Origin of the sequence: Pseudoalteromonas sp. CF6-2, from assembly GCF_021729425.1 — a bacterium.
GTDB classification, from domain to species: domain Bacteria; phylum Pseudomonadota; class Gammaproteobacteria; order Enterobacterales; family Alteromonadaceae; genus Pseudoalteromonas; species Pseudoalteromonas arabiensis.
Genome location: NZ_CP091442.1, coordinates 3339131 through 3354844, shown reverse-complemented (window position 1 = coordinate 3354844; position 15714 = coordinate 3339131). Strand labels below are relative to the sequence as shown.

General features: G+C 42.2%; 14 protein-coding genes. 8 read left to right on the top strand and 6 right to left on the bottom strand.

Translation table 11 applies throughout. The features are described from left to right. The first annotated feature begins 33 nt into the window (after window positions 1-33). A complete protein-coding gene (locus L3Q70_RS15575; RefSeq protein ID WP_062568327.1) occupies window positions 34-2583 on the top strand; it encodes a M14 metallopeptidase family protein in 2550 nt (849 codons plus the stop codon). A 6-nt stretch (window positions 2584-2589) separates the two neighbouring features. Here L3Q70_RS15575 and L3Q70_RS15570 read toward each other — a convergent pair whose 3' ends face one another. After that, window positions 2590-3297 carry a phosphoribosyltransferase family protein gene (locus tag L3Q70_RS15570; protein WP_062568326.1) on the bottom strand — a complete coding sequence of 236 codons (708 nt, stop codon included), beginning with the start codon at window positions 3295-3297 and terminating at the stop codon, window positions 2590-2592. A 58-nt stretch (window positions 3298-3355) separates the two neighbouring features. Between L3Q70_RS15570 and bioH the strand changes: the two genes are divergently transcribed. The 3 genes from bioH (at window position 3356) to L3Q70_RS15555 (ending at window position 5370) form a co-directional block, all read left to right on the top strand. Next, window positions 3356-4093 (top strand): pimeloyl-ACP methyl ester esterase BioH, encoded by a 738-nt coding sequence (gene bioH / locus L3Q70_RS15565; protein WP_062568325.1) that lies wholly within the window; start codon window positions 3356-3358, stop codon window positions 4091-4093. A 102-nt stretch (window positions 4094-4195) separates the two neighbouring features. Beyond that, window positions 4196-4504, top strand: coding sequence for a hypothetical protein (locus L3Q70_RS15560; RefSeq protein WP_062568324.1), 309 nt, complete (start codon window positions 4196-4198; stop codon window positions 4502-4504). Between the two features lie 2 nt (window positions 4505-4506). Further along, window positions 4507-5370, top strand: a complete 864-nt coding sequence (locus L3Q70_RS15555) for a putative metalloprotease CJM1_0395 family protein (protein WP_062568323.1) — start codon at window positions 4507-4509, stop codon at window positions 5368-5370. A gap of 60 nt (window positions 5371-5430) precedes the next feature. On the opposite strand, the gene L3Q70_RS15550 is transcribed toward L3Q70_RS15555, so the two are convergent. The 4 genes from L3Q70_RS15550 to greB all read right to left on the bottom strand — a co-directional run bounded on the left by L3Q70_RS15550 (window position 5431) and on the right by greB (window position 9415). Continuing rightward, entirely contained in the window at window positions 5431-7746 is a 2316-nt protein-coding gene (locus tag L3Q70_RS15550) for a Tex family protein (protein ID WP_062568322.1), read from the bottom strand. Window positions 7747-7880: 134 nt separating this feature from the next. Beyond that, window positions 7881-8462, bottom strand: coding sequence for a CBS domain-containing protein (locus L3Q70_RS15545; RefSeq protein ID WP_062568321.1), 582 nt, complete (start codon window positions 8460-8462; stop codon window positions 7881-7883). A gap of 52 nt (window positions 8463-8514) precedes the next feature. After that, entirely contained in the window at window positions 8515-8820 is a 306-nt protein-coding gene (locus L3Q70_RS15540; protein ID WP_062568320.1) for a hypothetical protein, read from the bottom strand. 112 nt (window positions 8821-8932) lie between these two features. Continuing rightward, window positions 8933-9415, bottom strand: a complete 483-nt coding sequence (greB, locus tag L3Q70_RS15535) for a transcription elongation factor GreB (protein WP_062568319.1) — start codon at window positions 9413-9415, stop codon at window positions 8933-8935. 165 nt (window positions 9416-9580) lie between these two features. Between greB and ompR the strand changes: the two genes are divergently transcribed. After that, complete coding sequence (gene ompR / locus L3Q70_RS15530; RefSeq protein WP_062568318.1) at window positions 9581-10300, top strand: two-component system response regulator OmpR; 720 nt, start codon at window positions 9581-9583, stop codon at window positions 10298-10300. Window positions 10301-10305: 5 nt separating this feature from the next. Beyond that, entirely contained in the window at window positions 10306-11601 is a 1296-nt protein-coding gene (gene envZ / locus L3Q70_RS15525; RefSeq protein ID WP_062568317.1) for a two-component system sensor histidine kinase EnvZ, read from the top strand. Window positions 11602-11668: 67 nt separating this feature from the next. Here envZ and L3Q70_RS15520 read toward each other — a convergent pair whose 3' ends face one another. Then, entirely contained in the window at window positions 11669-13711 is a 2043-nt protein-coding gene (locus L3Q70_RS15520; protein WP_193987947.1) for a glycoside hydrolase family 97 protein, read from the bottom strand. Between the two features lie 146 nt (window positions 13712-13857). Here L3Q70_RS15520 and L3Q70_RS15515 point away from each other — a divergent pair, with 146 nt between their 5' ends. Beyond that, window positions 13858-14472 carry a methylamine utilization protein gene (locus L3Q70_RS15515; protein WP_062568315.1) on the top strand — a complete coding sequence of 205 codons (615 nt, stop codon included), beginning with the start codon at window positions 13858-13860 and terminating at the stop codon, window positions 14470-14472. Beyond that, entirely contained in the window at window positions 14459-15688 is a 1230-nt protein-coding gene (locus tag L3Q70_RS15510) for a hypothetical protein (RefSeq protein ID WP_237114558.1), read from the top strand. Before L3Q70_RS15515 ends, L3Q70_RS15510 begins: the two co-directional genes overlap by 14 nt. Window positions 15689-15714 lie beyond the last annotated feature (26 nt).

Genomic DNA, 15714 nt, shown 5'->3' with positions numbered 1-15714 from the left:
CGTGAAAACATCAATTAAGTACAGGTGCTATCTATGCGTTTAATAATAACAATATTAACCATGCTAGTGAGCGTTAGCGCATTAGCGAAACCCCTTTCTTATTACTTTGAACAAGATGTGAAATTTGATCCAACCATTCCAACACCTGAACAGGTGTTAGGTTACGAAGTAGGTGAATGGCATGTTCGCCATGATCAGCTTGTGCAATATATGCAAATTCTTGCCGATAAAAGTGACCGAATGAACTTTCAAGTGATCGGTCGTACTCATGAACAACGCCCATTGGTTATGTTAACTATCACTGCGCCAGACAAATTAGGGCAGGTTGAGACTATTCGTAAAGCCCACCTAGCACGTTTGGACGGTGAATCATCAGACTCAAGCAAACAGCCGGCGGTTGTATGGATGGGGTATAGCGTGCATGGTAATGAGTCATCAGGGAGTAATGCCTCGTTATTGGTTGCTTATTACTTAGCTGCTGCGCAAGGCCCAGAAATTGATAATTTACTGAACAATACCGTTATCTTACTGGACCCATCTTTAAATCCTGATGGTTTAGCGCGTTTCGCGAACTGGGCAAACAGTAATCGCGGTATGAATTTATCGTCAGATCCAGAAACTCGCGAGCATAGAGAAAACTGGCCTAGTAGCCGGACTAATCATTATTTATTTGACTTAAACCGCGACTGGTTATTACTACAACACCCTGAATCACGAGCACGCATAGCTCAATTCCATCAATGGAAGCCGAATATTCTTACAGACTTCCACGAGATGGGGCCAAACAGCACCTTCTTTTTTCAACCTGGTATTCCGACACGTAAGCACCCGATTACACCAGAAGAAAATGTCACTTTGACTAAAGCAATTGCTAACTATCATGCGAAGACGCTTGACGAGCATAATGCTTTGTACTTCACCGAAGAAAGTTTTGATGATTTTTACTACGGAAAAGGCTCAACTTACCCTGACGTGAATGGTGGGGTGGGTATTTTATTTGAGCAAGCCAGCTCACGTGGTCACTTACAAGACACTATCAACGGCCCATTAAGCTTTCCGTTTACGATTAAAAATCAATTACTAACTAGCTTATCTACATTTCAAGCTGCAATTGAAAACCGCCAAGATCTGCTTGATTACCAAGCTGAGTTTTATAACAAAGCGATTGATCTTGCTGGTGATGAAGACTTTAAAGGGTATGTTGTTAAAGGCGGTGCAGATAACAGCCGTATGCAGTACTTTCTAGAGCTATTAAAGCAACATCAAATTAATGCGTATATGCTTGAAGAGCCATTAAAAGTGAATGGTCAAAGCTTCTCTGAAAACAGCTATTTCGTACCATTAGCACAACCACAGTTTCGCTTAGTGAAAGCCGTTTTTAGTGAACAACAACGCTTTGTTGATAACACATTCTATGATGTATCTGGCTGGACACTCGCGCATGCATTTAATTTAGAATTTGCAAAAGTCAGTAGTAAATGGGGGCTTGATGTTGCAAAAATGCCTTGGCAGAAAGGAGTTAAGTCAAGTTATGCAACATTGCCACAAAGCTATGCTTACGCATTCAAGTGGGACGATTATCTTGCACCAAAAATGTTGAATACATTGCTAAAGCAAGGTGTTAAAGCGCGTGTTGCATTGAGTCCTCTTACTGCTAAAACGCCCAGTGGTGAGGTTGCATTTGAACCCGGTAGTATTTTGCTCCCCGCAGGTTTGCAAACAGACAGTAATTGGGTTGATTACTTAAATCAAGCGCAGACTGAGTTCGGTATTGAAATTACGCCAATTAGCTCAGGTTTAACGGTAAAAGGGGCTGATTTAGGCTCTCGCTCTATGGCCGTTGTAAAAGCGCCTAAAGTTTTACTCGTGGGTGGTGCAGGCACCAGCCAATATGAATTGGGCGAAGTATGGTATTACCTCGACCGTTTTGTAGGCACTGCGCCAACTATTGTTGAAATGCCTCGTCTTAGTAGTCTTGACCTTGAAAATTACAGTCATATTATTTTGGCTCATGGTAATTACAATACACTTGATGATGCAACCAAGGTTGCGATCAAAGCTTGGGTACGTAAAGGTGGTGTTATTTGGGGTCATAAAGGGGGGGCCAAGTTCCTTGCTGATCAGCAATTATTAAAGGCCAGTTACTTATCTCGTCGTGATGTAGCGAGCGCATTTAATACGCAAGGGCTTACTTATGCCGATAAAGATCACTTAGCGGGCCGTCAACGTATTGCCGGAGCAATCTTTAATACGTCTGTTGATTTATCACACCCGCTAACATTTTCACTGAACCGTAATACCCTGCCAGTATTTAAAAATAGCACTTGGTTGCTTGAAAAGTCAGATGCACCGTTTGTAAATGTTTTAACATACACAGATAAGCCATTGTTAGCGGGCTTTACTGATGATGTGAATGTAGAGCAAGTTGCCGGTGCTGCGGGCTTAATAGCCCATTCATATGGAAAAGGCAGTGTTATTGGTATGACGGATAACCCTGTGTTCCGTGGGTATTGGTATGGTACTAGCCGATTATTGAGCAATGCTTTATTCTTTGGTAATGCTTTTCATGCAGCGGGTGATTAACGTATTTTAAGGTTCTCCTAAAGGGGTCAAACACGTCAGCATTGCCCATACGTGTTTGGCACCTGCTTTTTTTAGCTCATCGGTTGCTGCATTCAATGTTGCCCCTGAGGTCATTACATCATCAATAATGGCGACCGACTTACCCTGCAAATTAGTTTCGCACACAAATGCATTACGCATATTTTTAATTCGTTTCGCTTTACTGAGAGAAGATTGTGCAATCGTTGCTTTTTGTTTAACAAGCGGCTCAGTTACAACTAAGTTCATTGCTTTTAATACCGGTAGCCAAGTTTGGCTTACCTGATTATACCCTCGTTTTATAAAGCGTTTATTGTGCAGCGGCATAATAATAAATTCATCAGGCCAAGATTCATTGACTGCCTTTGCGCGCTGCAACTGCAAATAAATAACCTGTTGTAGGGCAATTTTATAGTACTGTTTATCACTAAACTTCAGCTGTTTAAGCCACTGTTTCATTGGGGCTTCATACCATGCACAGGCTATGAGGTGATCAAAATGACAATCGGGGAATGCGTCACAAATATCAGGGCGATGAAGTAAATTGGCATGTTTGCTTAGATCAAATAATCTTAAGTCGTTTAAACAATGCTCGCAAAGTGCGTAGTTACTTTTTATATGCGTTTGACACGTAACACAAAAGTTAGGAAACAGCGCATGTAAGCCATGTTTTAATATCTTCGTTAGGTGAGCCATTGCATTCAATCCTTTAAACGCTATTATGAGCCATCAGTGTGCTTGAGAGTTTAAAAATATGCAAAATGAAATGGTGTTATTACATGGCTGGGGAATGAACCAAGGGGTCTGGCAAGTGATTTTACCAGAGCTTGAGTTTTCATATGAGGGCACCATTCGCTGCCTTGATTTACCAGGCTTTGGTGAAGCGCAGTCAGTACCTAACACCTATAATTTGCATGAAGCAGCCAAGATGCTGAGTGAACAATTGCATAACGACTCAATACTAGTTGGCTGGTCGCTTGGCGGATTATTTTCACTTTACATTGCAGCTCACTGGCCAGAAAAAGTATCAAAAGTTATTTTAGTGGCATCGAGCCCTTTTTTTGCTCAAGCTGATAATTGGGCAGGTATTAAGCCTGAAGTGCTTGATGCGTTTAAAGAGCAATTAATCACTCAGACAGACAAAACCATTGAGCGATTCCTAGCGATTCAAGCTATGGGCAGCGAATCAGCTCGTGACGATATTAAAGCGTTAAAAAGATTATTAAAACAGTATCCAGCACCGCAAGAGCGCGCACTCAGTGCAGGCCTAGATATCCTACAGCAAGAAGATTTACGTCAGCTATTTAGCAAAATAACGCTCCCCATTCGCGGTATATTTGGGCGTTTAGATGCGCTAGTCCCTTACCGTGCAATTAAGGATATGCAGGCTTTGCAACCTAACTTTGAATATGAGGTGATCGATAAGGCGTCTCACGCTCCTTTTATTTCTCATAAAACTGAATTTATAAGCGCTCTGAAATCAATGTGTTAATTAAATATTGCCCTGCAGAGCCCAAAAATAGGGGGATTTTACTTTATTTTGATTGTTTTGTGAGCGATACTTGTAGGGAAGATCTCACTGTTGGAGGATATGATGCCAATCAGTTCTGTATTTAATAATGGCGTGGAAGGTTACAACCGCGCAAGTCAAGGCATTGAAAAAGCAAGCGCGCAAATTAGCCGCGCGTCTATTGACCAGCAAGACGACGCCCAACTTGCTCAGCAAAGACAGTTACAAGGTGCAAGACCAGAGGAAGCTGTTACGCCACCTGTGTCTCAGCCTGCTCGTATTGATGAAGCATTGGTGAACCTAAAAGTTGAAGAGTTCAATGCTAAGGCTAACGTTAATACGATTCAAACTGCCGATGAAGTACTAGGCACGCTAATTGATATAAAAGCTTAGCCATGAATATCGTTACTCCCTTTCCCGCAATCAACATTAACACGGCGAATGTACACACCGAAAGTGCGCGCCGTGATAATCAGTTGCGTGAAGTCATCCCGCCTCCTGTGGCAACTAATTCGAGTAACGCAGAAAATAAAGCACTGAATGATGGCGAAAAAGCAAGACAGCCAAGTGGCGATGCAAGTACTTATGATGCTAAAGGTCGCCTTGAGGACGATAAAGCGATTCAAGAGCGAGAGCAAAGCGAACAAGGTAGCGAAGAGAAATCAGAGCAGCAGCAACAAGAAGAGCAAAAACAAGAGCAAAAAGTTGCACAGCAAGAACAGTTAGAGCTTGAACAAATTAAAGAGCTGAAAGCGCGAGACACTGAAGTGCGTGTACATGAACAGGCGCATGCTTCGGTGGGAGGTAAATACGCTGGCTCGCCAAGTTATGAGTATCAACGAGGCCCCGATGGCACAAACTACGCGGTTGGCGGGGAAGTACAAATTGATGTGGCTGAGGTAAGTGGTGACCCTCAAGCAACAATCGATAAAATGCAAACGGTAAGAGCGGCAGCACTTGCCCCCCAAGAGCCATCTAGTGCAGACCGTGCTATTGCAGCCGATGCGACACAGAAACTTGCCGCAGCGCAGGCTGAACTCGCTATGCAGTCGCGCGAAAAAGCACAGGGTGGTGATGAATCGTCGTCATTAAGAATTGACCGTGAAGGTGCTGAAGACGAAAGTGAAGCAGTGAGCACTTCTCAGACCAAGACAGCCAAACGAGATGTGGAAGTTGATGAACGAGCCACACGAATAGCCAATTTTTACCAAATGGCTACATCGCCTGGGGAACAAAATAATTTTTCGGCGGTTATATAATTATTAGATTTATAAGAGACGCGGTTCAATTTGAACCGCGTTTTTGTTTTTAAGCTAAAACTATTTTTTTACTTTAGCATTTGCAAATGCATCGGCAAATGCGTTACCCATGGCCGCATTACCAAAGTCACGCTTTTGCTTAGGCGCACTTTTCGCTTTAGCCGCAGGCTTTGATTTGCCTGCAGGTGCTGTTTTATTGCTTGTATCTACATCATCATCTAAACGCATTGTAAAACTAATACGTTTACGCGCTGCATCAACCTCAAGTACTTTTACTTTAACAATATCACCTGCTTTAACCACTTCGCGTGGATCAGAAATGAACTTGTTGGTTATCGCTGAAATATGAACTAAACCATCTTGGTGTACACCCACATCAACGAAGGCACCAAAGTTAGCTACATTGGAAACCACACCTTCTAGAATCATACCAGGTTTTAGATCGTTAATGGTTTCAACACCGGCCTTAAACTCAGCTGTTTTAAACTCTGGGCGAGGGTCTCGACCTGGTTTATCAAGCTCTTTAATAATGTCGGTAACGGTTGGTAAACCAAACTTTTCATCTGTGTAGTCGTTAGCAACCAATTTATTCAAAATATCAGTGTTACCAATTAAGCTGTTTACATCTAAGCTGTTCTTTTCACAAATACGCTTAACAACAGGGTAGGCTTCAGGGTGAACTGATGAGTTATCAAGAGGATCTGAACCTGTGCTAATACGTAAGAAACCAGCTGCTTGTTCAAAGGCTTTTGGTCCTAGGCGCTCAACTTTTTTAAGCTCAGAGCGTTTGCTAAATGAGCCATTGGCATCACGATAGCTAACAATGTTTTGCGCCAACGTTTTGTTTAAGCCAGATACACGAGTCAGTAACGGCACTGAGGCCATATTTAAATCAACACCGACTGAGTTTACACAGTCTTCGACAACCGAGGTCAGCGTTTGACCTAGTTGGCTTTGTGACACATCGTGTTGATATTGACCTACACCAATTGATTTAGGTTCGATTTTTACAAGCTCGGCAAGTGGATCTTGCAAACGACGTGCAATTGACACTGCACCGCGTAATGATACATCAAGATTAGGGAATTCGTTGGCAGCAAATTCAGACGCTGAATAAACAGATGCCCCCGCTTCACTGACCATTATTTTATTTAATTTAAGTTCACTGTTGGTTTTAATCAATTCAGCAACTAACTTATCTGACTCACGTGAAGCTGTGCCATTACCAATCGCGATTAACTCAACTTTATATTGGCGACAAAGTTGCTCAAGAGTGCGAAGTGATTTTTCCCAATGATTTTGTGGTGCATGTGGGAAAATTGTTTGCGTTGTTAACAGCTTACCAGTACTGTCTACAACAGCAATTTTACAACCCGTACGTAAACCAGGATCAAGTCCCAAAGTTGTACGTGGCCCTGCAGGTGCAGCCATTAATAAGTCTTTTAGATTTTTTGCAAATACGTCAATCGCACCGGTTTCCGCCTTTTCACGCATTGCACCTAAAAATTCATTTTCTAAATGTAGACTTAATTTAATCTTCCAAGCCCACTGTACAACACTCATTAACCAGCTGCTTGCAGCGCTATTGCTCACATCTAACCGATAATAGTCAGCAATCATTTGTGCACATACCTGTGCTGGGTTTTCTGCACTCGGTTCTGGGTTGATACTTAATTGTAAAACGCCTTCATTGCGAGCGCGGAGCATGGCCAGAGCACGGTGTGAGGGAACTTTTTTAAGCGGTTCTTGATGTTCAAAGTAATCACGGTACTTAGCGCCTTCATGTTCTTGACCAGCGATTACTGTACTTTCAATTTGACCGTGTTGTGCAATATGACTACGGAATTTAGCAAGCAGTTTGGCGTCTTCAGAAAAGCGTTCCATCAAAATAAATTTAGCACCGTCAAGCACCGCTTTTGTATCAGCAAAGCCTGCGTCAGTATTAATATAGTCAGCAGCGTGTTGCTCTGGTTCGAGGTTAGGGTCATTAAATAGCGCATCGGCAAGTGGTTCAATACCCGCTTCAATGGCAATTTGTCCTTTCGTGCGGCGCTTAGGTTTGAATGGCAGGTATAAATCTTCAAGCTCTGTTTTACTGTCAGCGTTATTAATATCACTACTTAACTCGGCGGTTAGCTTACCTTGCTCTTCAATTGTGGCAAGAATAAAGCTGCGGCGCTCTTCAAGCTCGCGTAAGTACGAAAGACGCTGTTCAAGTAGTCGTAATTGCGTGTCGTCTAGGCCACCTGTAACTTCTTTCCGGTAACGTGCGATAAAAGGGACTGTGGCACCTTCATCAAGTAATTTGATTGCAGCAACAACTTGTGGTTGCTGGGCATTTAGCTCGGTCGCTAAGCGTGCAGAGATATTGCTCATGCATAAACCTTTTTAAAAATAGAAAATCAGTAAACTGAAGATTAATTGCCTGAATAATATCACAATAAGAAGGCCTTAAAAGCACTGCTTTTAAGGCCCTCGAAAATTGTTCTACACAACGCAATATTTATGGCTTAGTGAGGGTGATCGATATGCTGCATCACCTCACTGAAGCTGTTTGCAATAGGGTTAATATTGACAGGAATATGTAGCTTTTTCGCAATTTCACGTGCAGAAATTAACCCACAAATTTCATGTTCAGCACTTGTTACTAAAAGAAACATCATACCTTGGTGTTCCATAGTTTGTAGTGCATCTCCAATACATGCATAGCTGATGCTTTGTAAGCTAACACCAGCAAGATTATTCAATGGAGTCATTACATCATGCAAAGTCACTTCGTCGCGGTGTAAGTTTAAACGTTGTGCAAGAATCATTATTTTAGAGCTTTGTAGATCAGCACTCGATGTGATCCCAACCAACTTGTCTGCGTCATCAACGACTAAGATGAAGTCAGAGCAGCGGTTACTTGTTTGTTTTAGCGCATCAACAATGGTGGTGCTTGCGTGAGCACGTAGTGGATCTTTTTGAGTAAAGCTATTTAGTACTTTTAATGCTGGAGATGTTAGATCAAGTGTTGGTTCTACTTCATTAACAGCGTTAGATAATGCACCATTTGATACGTCTTGAAGGCGTAATTCTTTGAAATTATTCATATTTGTCACCATAAATTTTAATTAAGCATCGATTTTTAAAAACGTAGTTAAATTAAAATATAGGTGGGCCTCGCTGGTGCGCACTGTATACAGAGGCCTTAGTCTGAGTAAAAACACGTACACCTAGACGCACATCAGGCAGTGGTTGGGCTGCGCAAAAGTTGAGTGCTGGAGTATGTTTATCTAAATCAGTATCAAGGTTAGCAAGGTCTGCATTATCACACGCAATGAAATGTGAGGTGGGTGTAACACTATCAGAATGGTTTTCTATGTCGCTGGCGTAAGAAATCAAACTCACACTGATTAAAAGTGCGAATACAATGGCATTACTTAATATGCGATGTATTGCGTTTGACATAATTACTACCTTCTAAACATCAAGCTTAAAACGTCATAAGCTTATTTAGTTATAGATCACATTTTTAGACTAAACAATCACAAATTAACCTTTTCTGAATTTATTTTATTAATTATGGCGCGTCTGGATAGCTTATCTCATTGACATACCATTCTTTTTGGCCTTCAGGGGTAGTGACTGAAAAATCGTCATCGACTTGCTTGCCAAGGAGCGCGCGAGCCATCGGCGCATCGATAGAAATATAATCTTTGCGTTCATAGATTTCGTCAGGGCCAACAATGCGGAAGCGTTTAGTTTCCCCTTGTTCGTTTTCTATCTCAACCCAAGCACCAAAAAACACCTTCCCCGCCTGTTGTGGGTTGTAATCAACGATTTTTAAGTCAGGCATGCGTTTACGTAAGTAGCGCACGCGACGGTCTATTTGTCGTAATACACGCTTATTGAATTGATAGTCGGCATTTTCAGAGCGGTCACCAAGGCTTGCTGCCCATGTCACAATCTTGGTGATTTCAGGGCGTTTCTCATGCCATAGGTAATCATGCTCTTGTTGCAATTGCTGATACCCTTCACGTGTGATTAAGTTGGTTTTTGCCATATCTATTAAGCCTTTAAAGAAAACCTATGCAAGGTATAAAAGTCTTTTACCTTTGTCGAGATCGTTTTGAAATGTTCAGTAACAATCTAAGCGTTCAATTCGTTTTTTATTCTTAAGTTTTTCATTTATATTAACAAGTAACATATTACAAAAAGAATGAAAGTTATGGGACACGAAACGACAAAGGTATTGGTAGTTGATGACGATATGCGTTTGCGTAGTTTGCTTGAACGTTACTTGGTAGAACAAGGGTTTATTGTTCGTACAGCGGCAAACTCTGAACAGATGGATCGCTTAATCGAGCGTGAAAATTTTCATCTAATGGTGCTTGATCTTATGCTACCTGGAGAAGACGGTTTGTCGATTTGTCGTCGCTTACGTCAAAAAGAAAATGATATACCGATTGTTATGTTAACGGCAAAAGGTGATGAGGTAGACCGTATTATCGGTTTAGAACTTGGCGCTGATGATTATATTCCAAAACCATTTAACCCCCGTGAACTGTTAGCACGTATTAAAGCCATTTTACGTCGTCGAGCAAAGGAAGTACCTGGTGCGCCAGCAGCAGAAGAAAACGAAATATCATTTGGCGAATTTACGCTTAACCTTGCTACTCGAGAAATGTCGCATGGCGATAAAACGATGTCGTTGACCAGTGGTGAGTTTGCGGTATTAAAAGCATTAGTGACTCATCCACGTGAGCCACTTAGTCGCGATAAACTGATGAATCTAGCCCGTGGCCGTGATTACAGCGCACTTGAACGTAGTATCGATGTGCAGGTGTCGCGCTTGCGACGTATGATTGAAGTGGATGCCGCTAATCCTCGTTATATCCAAACAGTATGGGGCTTAGGCTACGTATTTGTGCCAGATGGTGAAAAGTAACAGTTATGGGGATGTTTCCACGTAGTGCTTTTGGACAAACCGTATTTTTGGTTGCTGCACTGCTTTTAATCAATCAAATAGTGTCCTATATAACGGTTAGTTTTTATGTGGTTAAACCCACCATAGAGCAAGTTAATCTGATCCTCTCGAAACAAGTTAAAACGGTGTTTATTGAGTGGGAAGAAGGCGTTGAAGTAAGTAAAGAAGCGTCCGAAAAATTTTTTGAAATCACTGGCATTGAAGTCATGACGCAGCGCCAAGCTATGCGTGAAGGTCTGGCGGAAACACGAGAATATTCAATGCTTTCACGTAGCATGTCGGAGCAACTTAACGGTTCTGCGCGAGTGCGTATAAGCCAAACAGATCCACTTGTATACTGGGTTGAAGCACCACAAGCCCCAGGTTATTGGGTGCGAGTGCCATTGACTGGGTTACAAGAGAATAACCTTGAATTTCTCACTTTTTATTTATCTAGTATCGGCTTTTTAAGCGTATTAGGTGGTTGGTTGTTTGCGCGCCATCTAAACCGACCATTAAAAGCGCTACAGCAGGCGGCAGTTAAAGTAGGTGTTGGGGACTTCTCAACAAAACTTGAAGAGCAAGGCTCAACTGAAGTGATAGAAGTAACCCGTGCGTTTAATCAAATGTCGCGTGGTATTGCGGCATTAGAAAACGATCGTCGTTTACTTATGGCAGGGGTTTCCCATGACTTACGTACACCACTTACACGTATTCGTTTAGCAACAGAAATGATGTCTGACGACGAAGATTATCTGCGTGAAGGAATTATTCATGATATTGAGGATATGAATGCGATTATCGATCAATTTATTGAATACTTGCGTCATCACAAGCGCGAAGAGCTTGCTCTTGAAGATCTTAATGCCATCGTCAATGAAGTCGTTGAGGCCGAGCAAAAGCATCATCGGCAAATTAGTTTTAAAGAAAACCCCAGCATTAGTAACGTACCTGTCAGTACGGTAGCTATAAAGCGTGTTGTGACCAATATGATTGAAAATGCCATTCGTTACTCTGACGGTGATATTGAAGTGGAAACGCGCATGAGCAGTAATAAAAAGTTTGCCATGGTGGTTGTAAATGACCAAGGGCCAGGTATTCCTGAAAGTGAACTTGAAACTGTCTTTGAGCCGTTCAAACAAGGTGATGCCGCTCGCGGTAGTGAAGGGAGCGGTTTAGGTCTAGCGATTATCAAGCGTATTGTTGATATGCACGGCGGGCGAGTGCAGCTACTTAATCGCCCAGAAGGTGGCCTTAGCGCACAGATCTATTTGCCACTGTAGATAGTAACTGAGAGAAAAACGCGGCATCTATATGCCGCGTTTTTTTAGGTTTTTTAAACTCGTCGCCTTACAGTGCTTTAAATCGAATCGCTGTGCCACCGCTGGTGGCAAGCTTTAACGTTAGCTTATCATCAGCAGTCACTATGCGTTTTTCTACTGTTAAGTCATAAGGGTTATTTATCCACTGTGCTTTATCACCGTCACGGTAGATTTGTGCTTCAAACTTTTTACCTTTATCTAAGAAGTCTAACTTCACTTCTAAAGTGCGGGCGTTTTCATCTGTTACAGCACCTAAATACCAGTCGTTACCTGAGTATTGATCACGCTTGCGCTCTTTACGTGCAAACACAACGTAATCGCCCACTTCACCTTGTAGAGCAATACTTTGTTGCCAATCGGTTGGTACATCTTGAATAAATTGGAATGCATCTGGTTTCGCTAAGTAGTTACGTGGCAAATCTGCGGCCATTTGAATTGGGCTATACATCACAACATACAAGGCTAATTGTTTTGCGAGCGTCGTTTGTGGACGGTTGGTATCGGCACCTAAACCGTTAAAGCCCATGTCAAAAATACCTGGTGTAAAGTCCATTGGGCCTGCCAGCATGCGAGTGAAAGCAAGCATAGGAATGTGTTCTGGTGGGTTTGGAGGGGTTCCCCATGCATTAAACTCTTGTCCGCGCGCCCCTTCGCGGGTTATCCAGTTCGGGTATGTACGACGCAGACCGGTATCTTTGATTGGTTCGTGAGTATTAATGCTAATTTTATGTTTTGCAGCCAGTTTTACGTTATATAAGTATTCGTTTACCATGAACTGACCATCGTGCCATTCTTTACGCACAATACCGTTTTCATCAATACGTTTGATATTGCCGCCGTCAGCGACGTAACCTGTTTTTACTTGACTCACATTTGATTTTTCGTACAGTGCAAACGCATCTTCCATTTGATTGCGGTAGTTAGTTACGTTACCTGATGTTTCGTGGTGACCGATTAATTGCACGCCTTTTTCTTTGCCGTAGTGGGTTAACTGTTCAATATCGAAGTCATCATAAGGCTGTGTGAAGCTAAATACATCACCGTTATAAAACCAGTCACCATCCCAGCCAGTATTCCAGCCTTCGACGAGTACGCCATCGAAGCCATACTTAGCCGCAAAGTCCATATAGTATTTAGTGTTTGCGGTTGTAGCACCATGAATTTTACCGCTACCCCACGTATTTTCATTGATATGCATACCCCACCAAATACCGACGTATTTGCCGGGTTTAACCCACGATACATCACCGAGTTTATTTGGTTCGTTTAGATTTAAGATAATATCGGAGTTAATTAAATCAACAGCTTCATCACCAATTTGAATGGTACGCCAAGGAGTATTGAATGCGCCGTGCTTTTTAACTGCTACGCCATCAGACCAAGGTGTTAAATCGGCTTGAAAAGTACCGTCACGGCGTTGATTTAGAACCATGCCCGCATAGTCAACAAGGGCAGCTTCGTGAATACTAATATGGATGCCATCTTTGTTTTTTAAGGTAAATGGTGTGTGTACCAGCGCCGCTTGATGTAATGGCGTGGTGTTATAAACATATTCATAGCGGTTCCAACCGCGTGCAGGTATCCACCAAGCCGTTGCGTGTGATGAGTCTGTAATTGCAAACTCCGTAAGCTCTTTGGTGATTTCTATATCTTCAAAGCCTGCTTGCTTTGGTAATTCGTATCGAAAGCCAATACCATCATTAAAAGCACGGAAACGTACTGTAAAAGTGCCACCTTGCGGCTGAGGTTTTTTAAACGTAACAGCCACTTCGTTATGGTTATCAACCACAGTTTGGCGTTCACCCCAAGGTTGCTCCCAGCTGCTTTTTACAGAATCGGTAGTTTGACTACTAATTTTGTAACCTTCGCTCATTGCTGGCTGTTGTTTAAAAACAAGACCTAACGCAGAGTTAGCAATGATTTGTTTACCTGCAAAGCTGATTTCGTAGCTAGGTGTGTGTTGTTCATCTGAGATAGTTACTTTGATCTGCCCATCAGGTGAACTGACGGTTGTGGTTTGTGCTAGGCAAGTACCTGAAAAGGCTGCTAACATTAAGGCAGTTAATCGCATTGTTGTTCCTTGGCGGCTTATGGTTGTGGATTGTTGTCACAATAAGCATAAATTGACTTGCGTGTTAATACGAGGTATCTGCATACGTATTCAGCAAAGTACGCACTGATTTTAAAAAGCCAAGCATATGAAAAGGTTCATCAAAAATGATAAGAATAATCCTATTATTACTTACCTTTAGTCCAACACTGATGGCACAGAAAATTCAAGTTGTTGACCAAAACAGTCAGCCTGTTGCTAATGCTGTTGTTTGGTTGAAAGGCCACTCGCAAAGTCCATCAACGGAAGCTAGTTACACCATGAGCCAAGAAAATAGAGCTTTTTCTCCTCATGTATTAGTGGTGCCTAAAGGGGCGAATGTTGAATTTCCGAACTTAGATTCTATCATGCACCATGTGTATTCATTTTCTAAAGCAAAACACTTCGAATTAAAACTTTACCGAGATAAACCTGAAAAGCCGGTTCGTTTTGAGCAGACCGGGGTTGTTGAACTCGGGTGTAATATTCATGACTGGATGCTGGGTTATATTGTTGTGGTTGATAGTCCATCATTTGCGCAAACTGATGAACAAGGTTTTGTTGATTTAGATCTCCCTGAAGGGACGTTTGAGTTAGCGATATGGCATGATCGATTGTCTGACATTAGCGAACCAGAAATTACTTCGTTTAATAGCAAAAACAGTGTGTTACGTTATCAATTGAAGCAGGCGCTTTTACCAGCACTTGAATTAAGCAGTGACGAGTTCGATGACTATGAATAAGTGGCAAGTAGTAATGTGCTCTGTGCTTTTTGGTTTACCTAGCTCTGTACTTGCAGAGCATGAAGGATTAATCGCAATATCCGCACTAACAGGCGATCAATTAGCCAGCTACCAGCGTACCGGTATTGGTTTATATCGCTACGATAATGACCATGATGGTATTCGTCTTTCTCAAGCGATGCTCAGCAGTCGCTTAGAGTTAGATAGAGATTGGTCTATGCACTCCACTGTTAATGTTCATGCTGACCCTTCTACGACAATCGGTTTTAGCCAAGCTTATCTGCAATACCAGCCGTTGACAGAAAGTCGTTATAAGTTAGCTATTAAAGCCGGTGGCTTTTATCCGAAAATGTCGCTTGAGAATCCGCAAAGTGGCTGGATGTCACCTTATAACTACACCAACTCAGCCATTAATAGTTGGTTAGGAGAAGAAATACGTACTTTTGGTGTTGAAGCAAGTATAAAGCGCCCAGGTCGACAATTTCGTAGTGAGCATAGTTTTGAGGGTGTTGCAGCGGTCTTTAAAGGTAACGATCCTGCTGGAACGCTGTTGTCTTGGCGTGGTTTTGCACTTCATGATAGGCAAACAACATTTAATGAACGTATCGATTTTTCTGTGCCGGCATCTTTTTCTCATTCACAGCTTACCAAGCAGGCCGACTATGTGCAGCCCTTCGAAGAAGTCGATGGTCGGTTTGGTTACTATGTTGGCGCACATTGGGATTATCAAAAACGTTCACAATTTCGTATTTACTACTATGATAATAATGGTGATCCGAGCGCAATAAATACGCGTACTGGTCAGTATGCTTGGGATACGCGCTTTTTGAGTGCAGCCTGGTTGTACAAGTTTACCAAGCAGACGCGCATTATTATGCAGCTCCTAGATGGTAAGACCGCAATGGGTAAAAATCGAGGAGTAAACAACAGTTTTTACAGTCATTTTGTTATGTTAAGCCACAAGTTAGACCAGCATCGTCTCACAATTAGGTATGATTACTTTAAGGTTAGTGATCATGATGATTGGATGTTTGATCCTAACCAAAGCCGAGGAGATGCTTTAACCGCTAGTTGGCGGTATCAATTGTCAACACAGTGGCAAGTGGGTGCTGAATATTCAGTACTGAGCAGTGACGCTCAAAATAGACCAAGTATGGGATTTAATGAGCGCAATTCACAACAACAGTTAATGCTATCTGCACATTGGCGCTTTTAACCTCATACACTTTTTTAGTTTTTCTA

Coding starts and splice junctions, on each gene's coding strand:
- ompR (WP_062568318.1), top strand. CDS start 9,581: ATGGGACACGAAACGACAAAGGTATTGGTAGTTGATGACGATATGCGT.
- bioH (WP_062568325.1), top strand. CDS start 3,356: ATGCAAAATGAAATGGTGTTATTACATGGCTGGGGAATGAACCAAGGG.
- L3Q70_RS15575 (WP_062568327.1), top strand. CDS start 34: ATGCGTTTAATAATAACAATATTAACCATGCTAGTGAGCGTTAGCGCA.
- L3Q70_RS15540 (WP_062568320.1), bottom strand. CDS start 8,820: ATGTCAAACGCAATACATCGCATATTAAGTAATGCCATTGTATTCGCA.
- L3Q70_RS15515 (WP_062568315.1), top strand. CDS start 13,858: ATGATAAGAATAATCCTATTATTACTTACCTTTAGTCCAACACTGATG.
- L3Q70_RS15520 (WP_193987947.1), bottom strand. CDS start 13,711: ATGCGATTAACTGCCTTAATGTTAGCAGCCTTTTCAGGTACTTGCCTA.
- envZ (WP_062568317.1), top strand. CDS start 10,306: ATGGGGATGTTTCCACGTAGTGCTTTTGGACAAACCGTATTTTTGGTT.
- L3Q70_RS15545 (WP_062568321.1), bottom strand. CDS start 8,462: ATGAATAATTTCAAAGAATTACGCCTTCAAGACGTATCAAATGGTGCA.
- L3Q70_RS15555 (WP_062568323.1), top strand. CDS start 4,507: ATGAATATCGTTACTCCCTTTCCCGCAATCAACATTAACACGGCGAAT.
- greB (WP_062568319.1), bottom strand. CDS start 9,415: ATGGCAAAAACCAACTTAATCACACGTGAAGGGTATCAGCAATTGCAA.
- L3Q70_RS15550 (WP_062568322.1), bottom strand. CDS start 7,746: ATGAGCAATATCTCTGCACGCTTAGCGACCGAGCTAAATGCCCAGCAA.
- L3Q70_RS15570 (WP_062568326.1), bottom strand. CDS start 3,297: ATGGCTCACCTAACGAAGATATTAAAACATGGCTTACATGCGCTGTTT.
- L3Q70_RS15560 (WP_062568324.1), top strand. CDS start 4,196: ATGCCAATCAGTTCTGTATTTAATAATGGCGTGGAAGGTTACAACCGC.
- L3Q70_RS15510 (WP_237114558.1), top strand. CDS start 14,459: ATGACTATGAATAAGTGGCAAGTAGTAATGTGCTCTGTGCTTTTTGGT.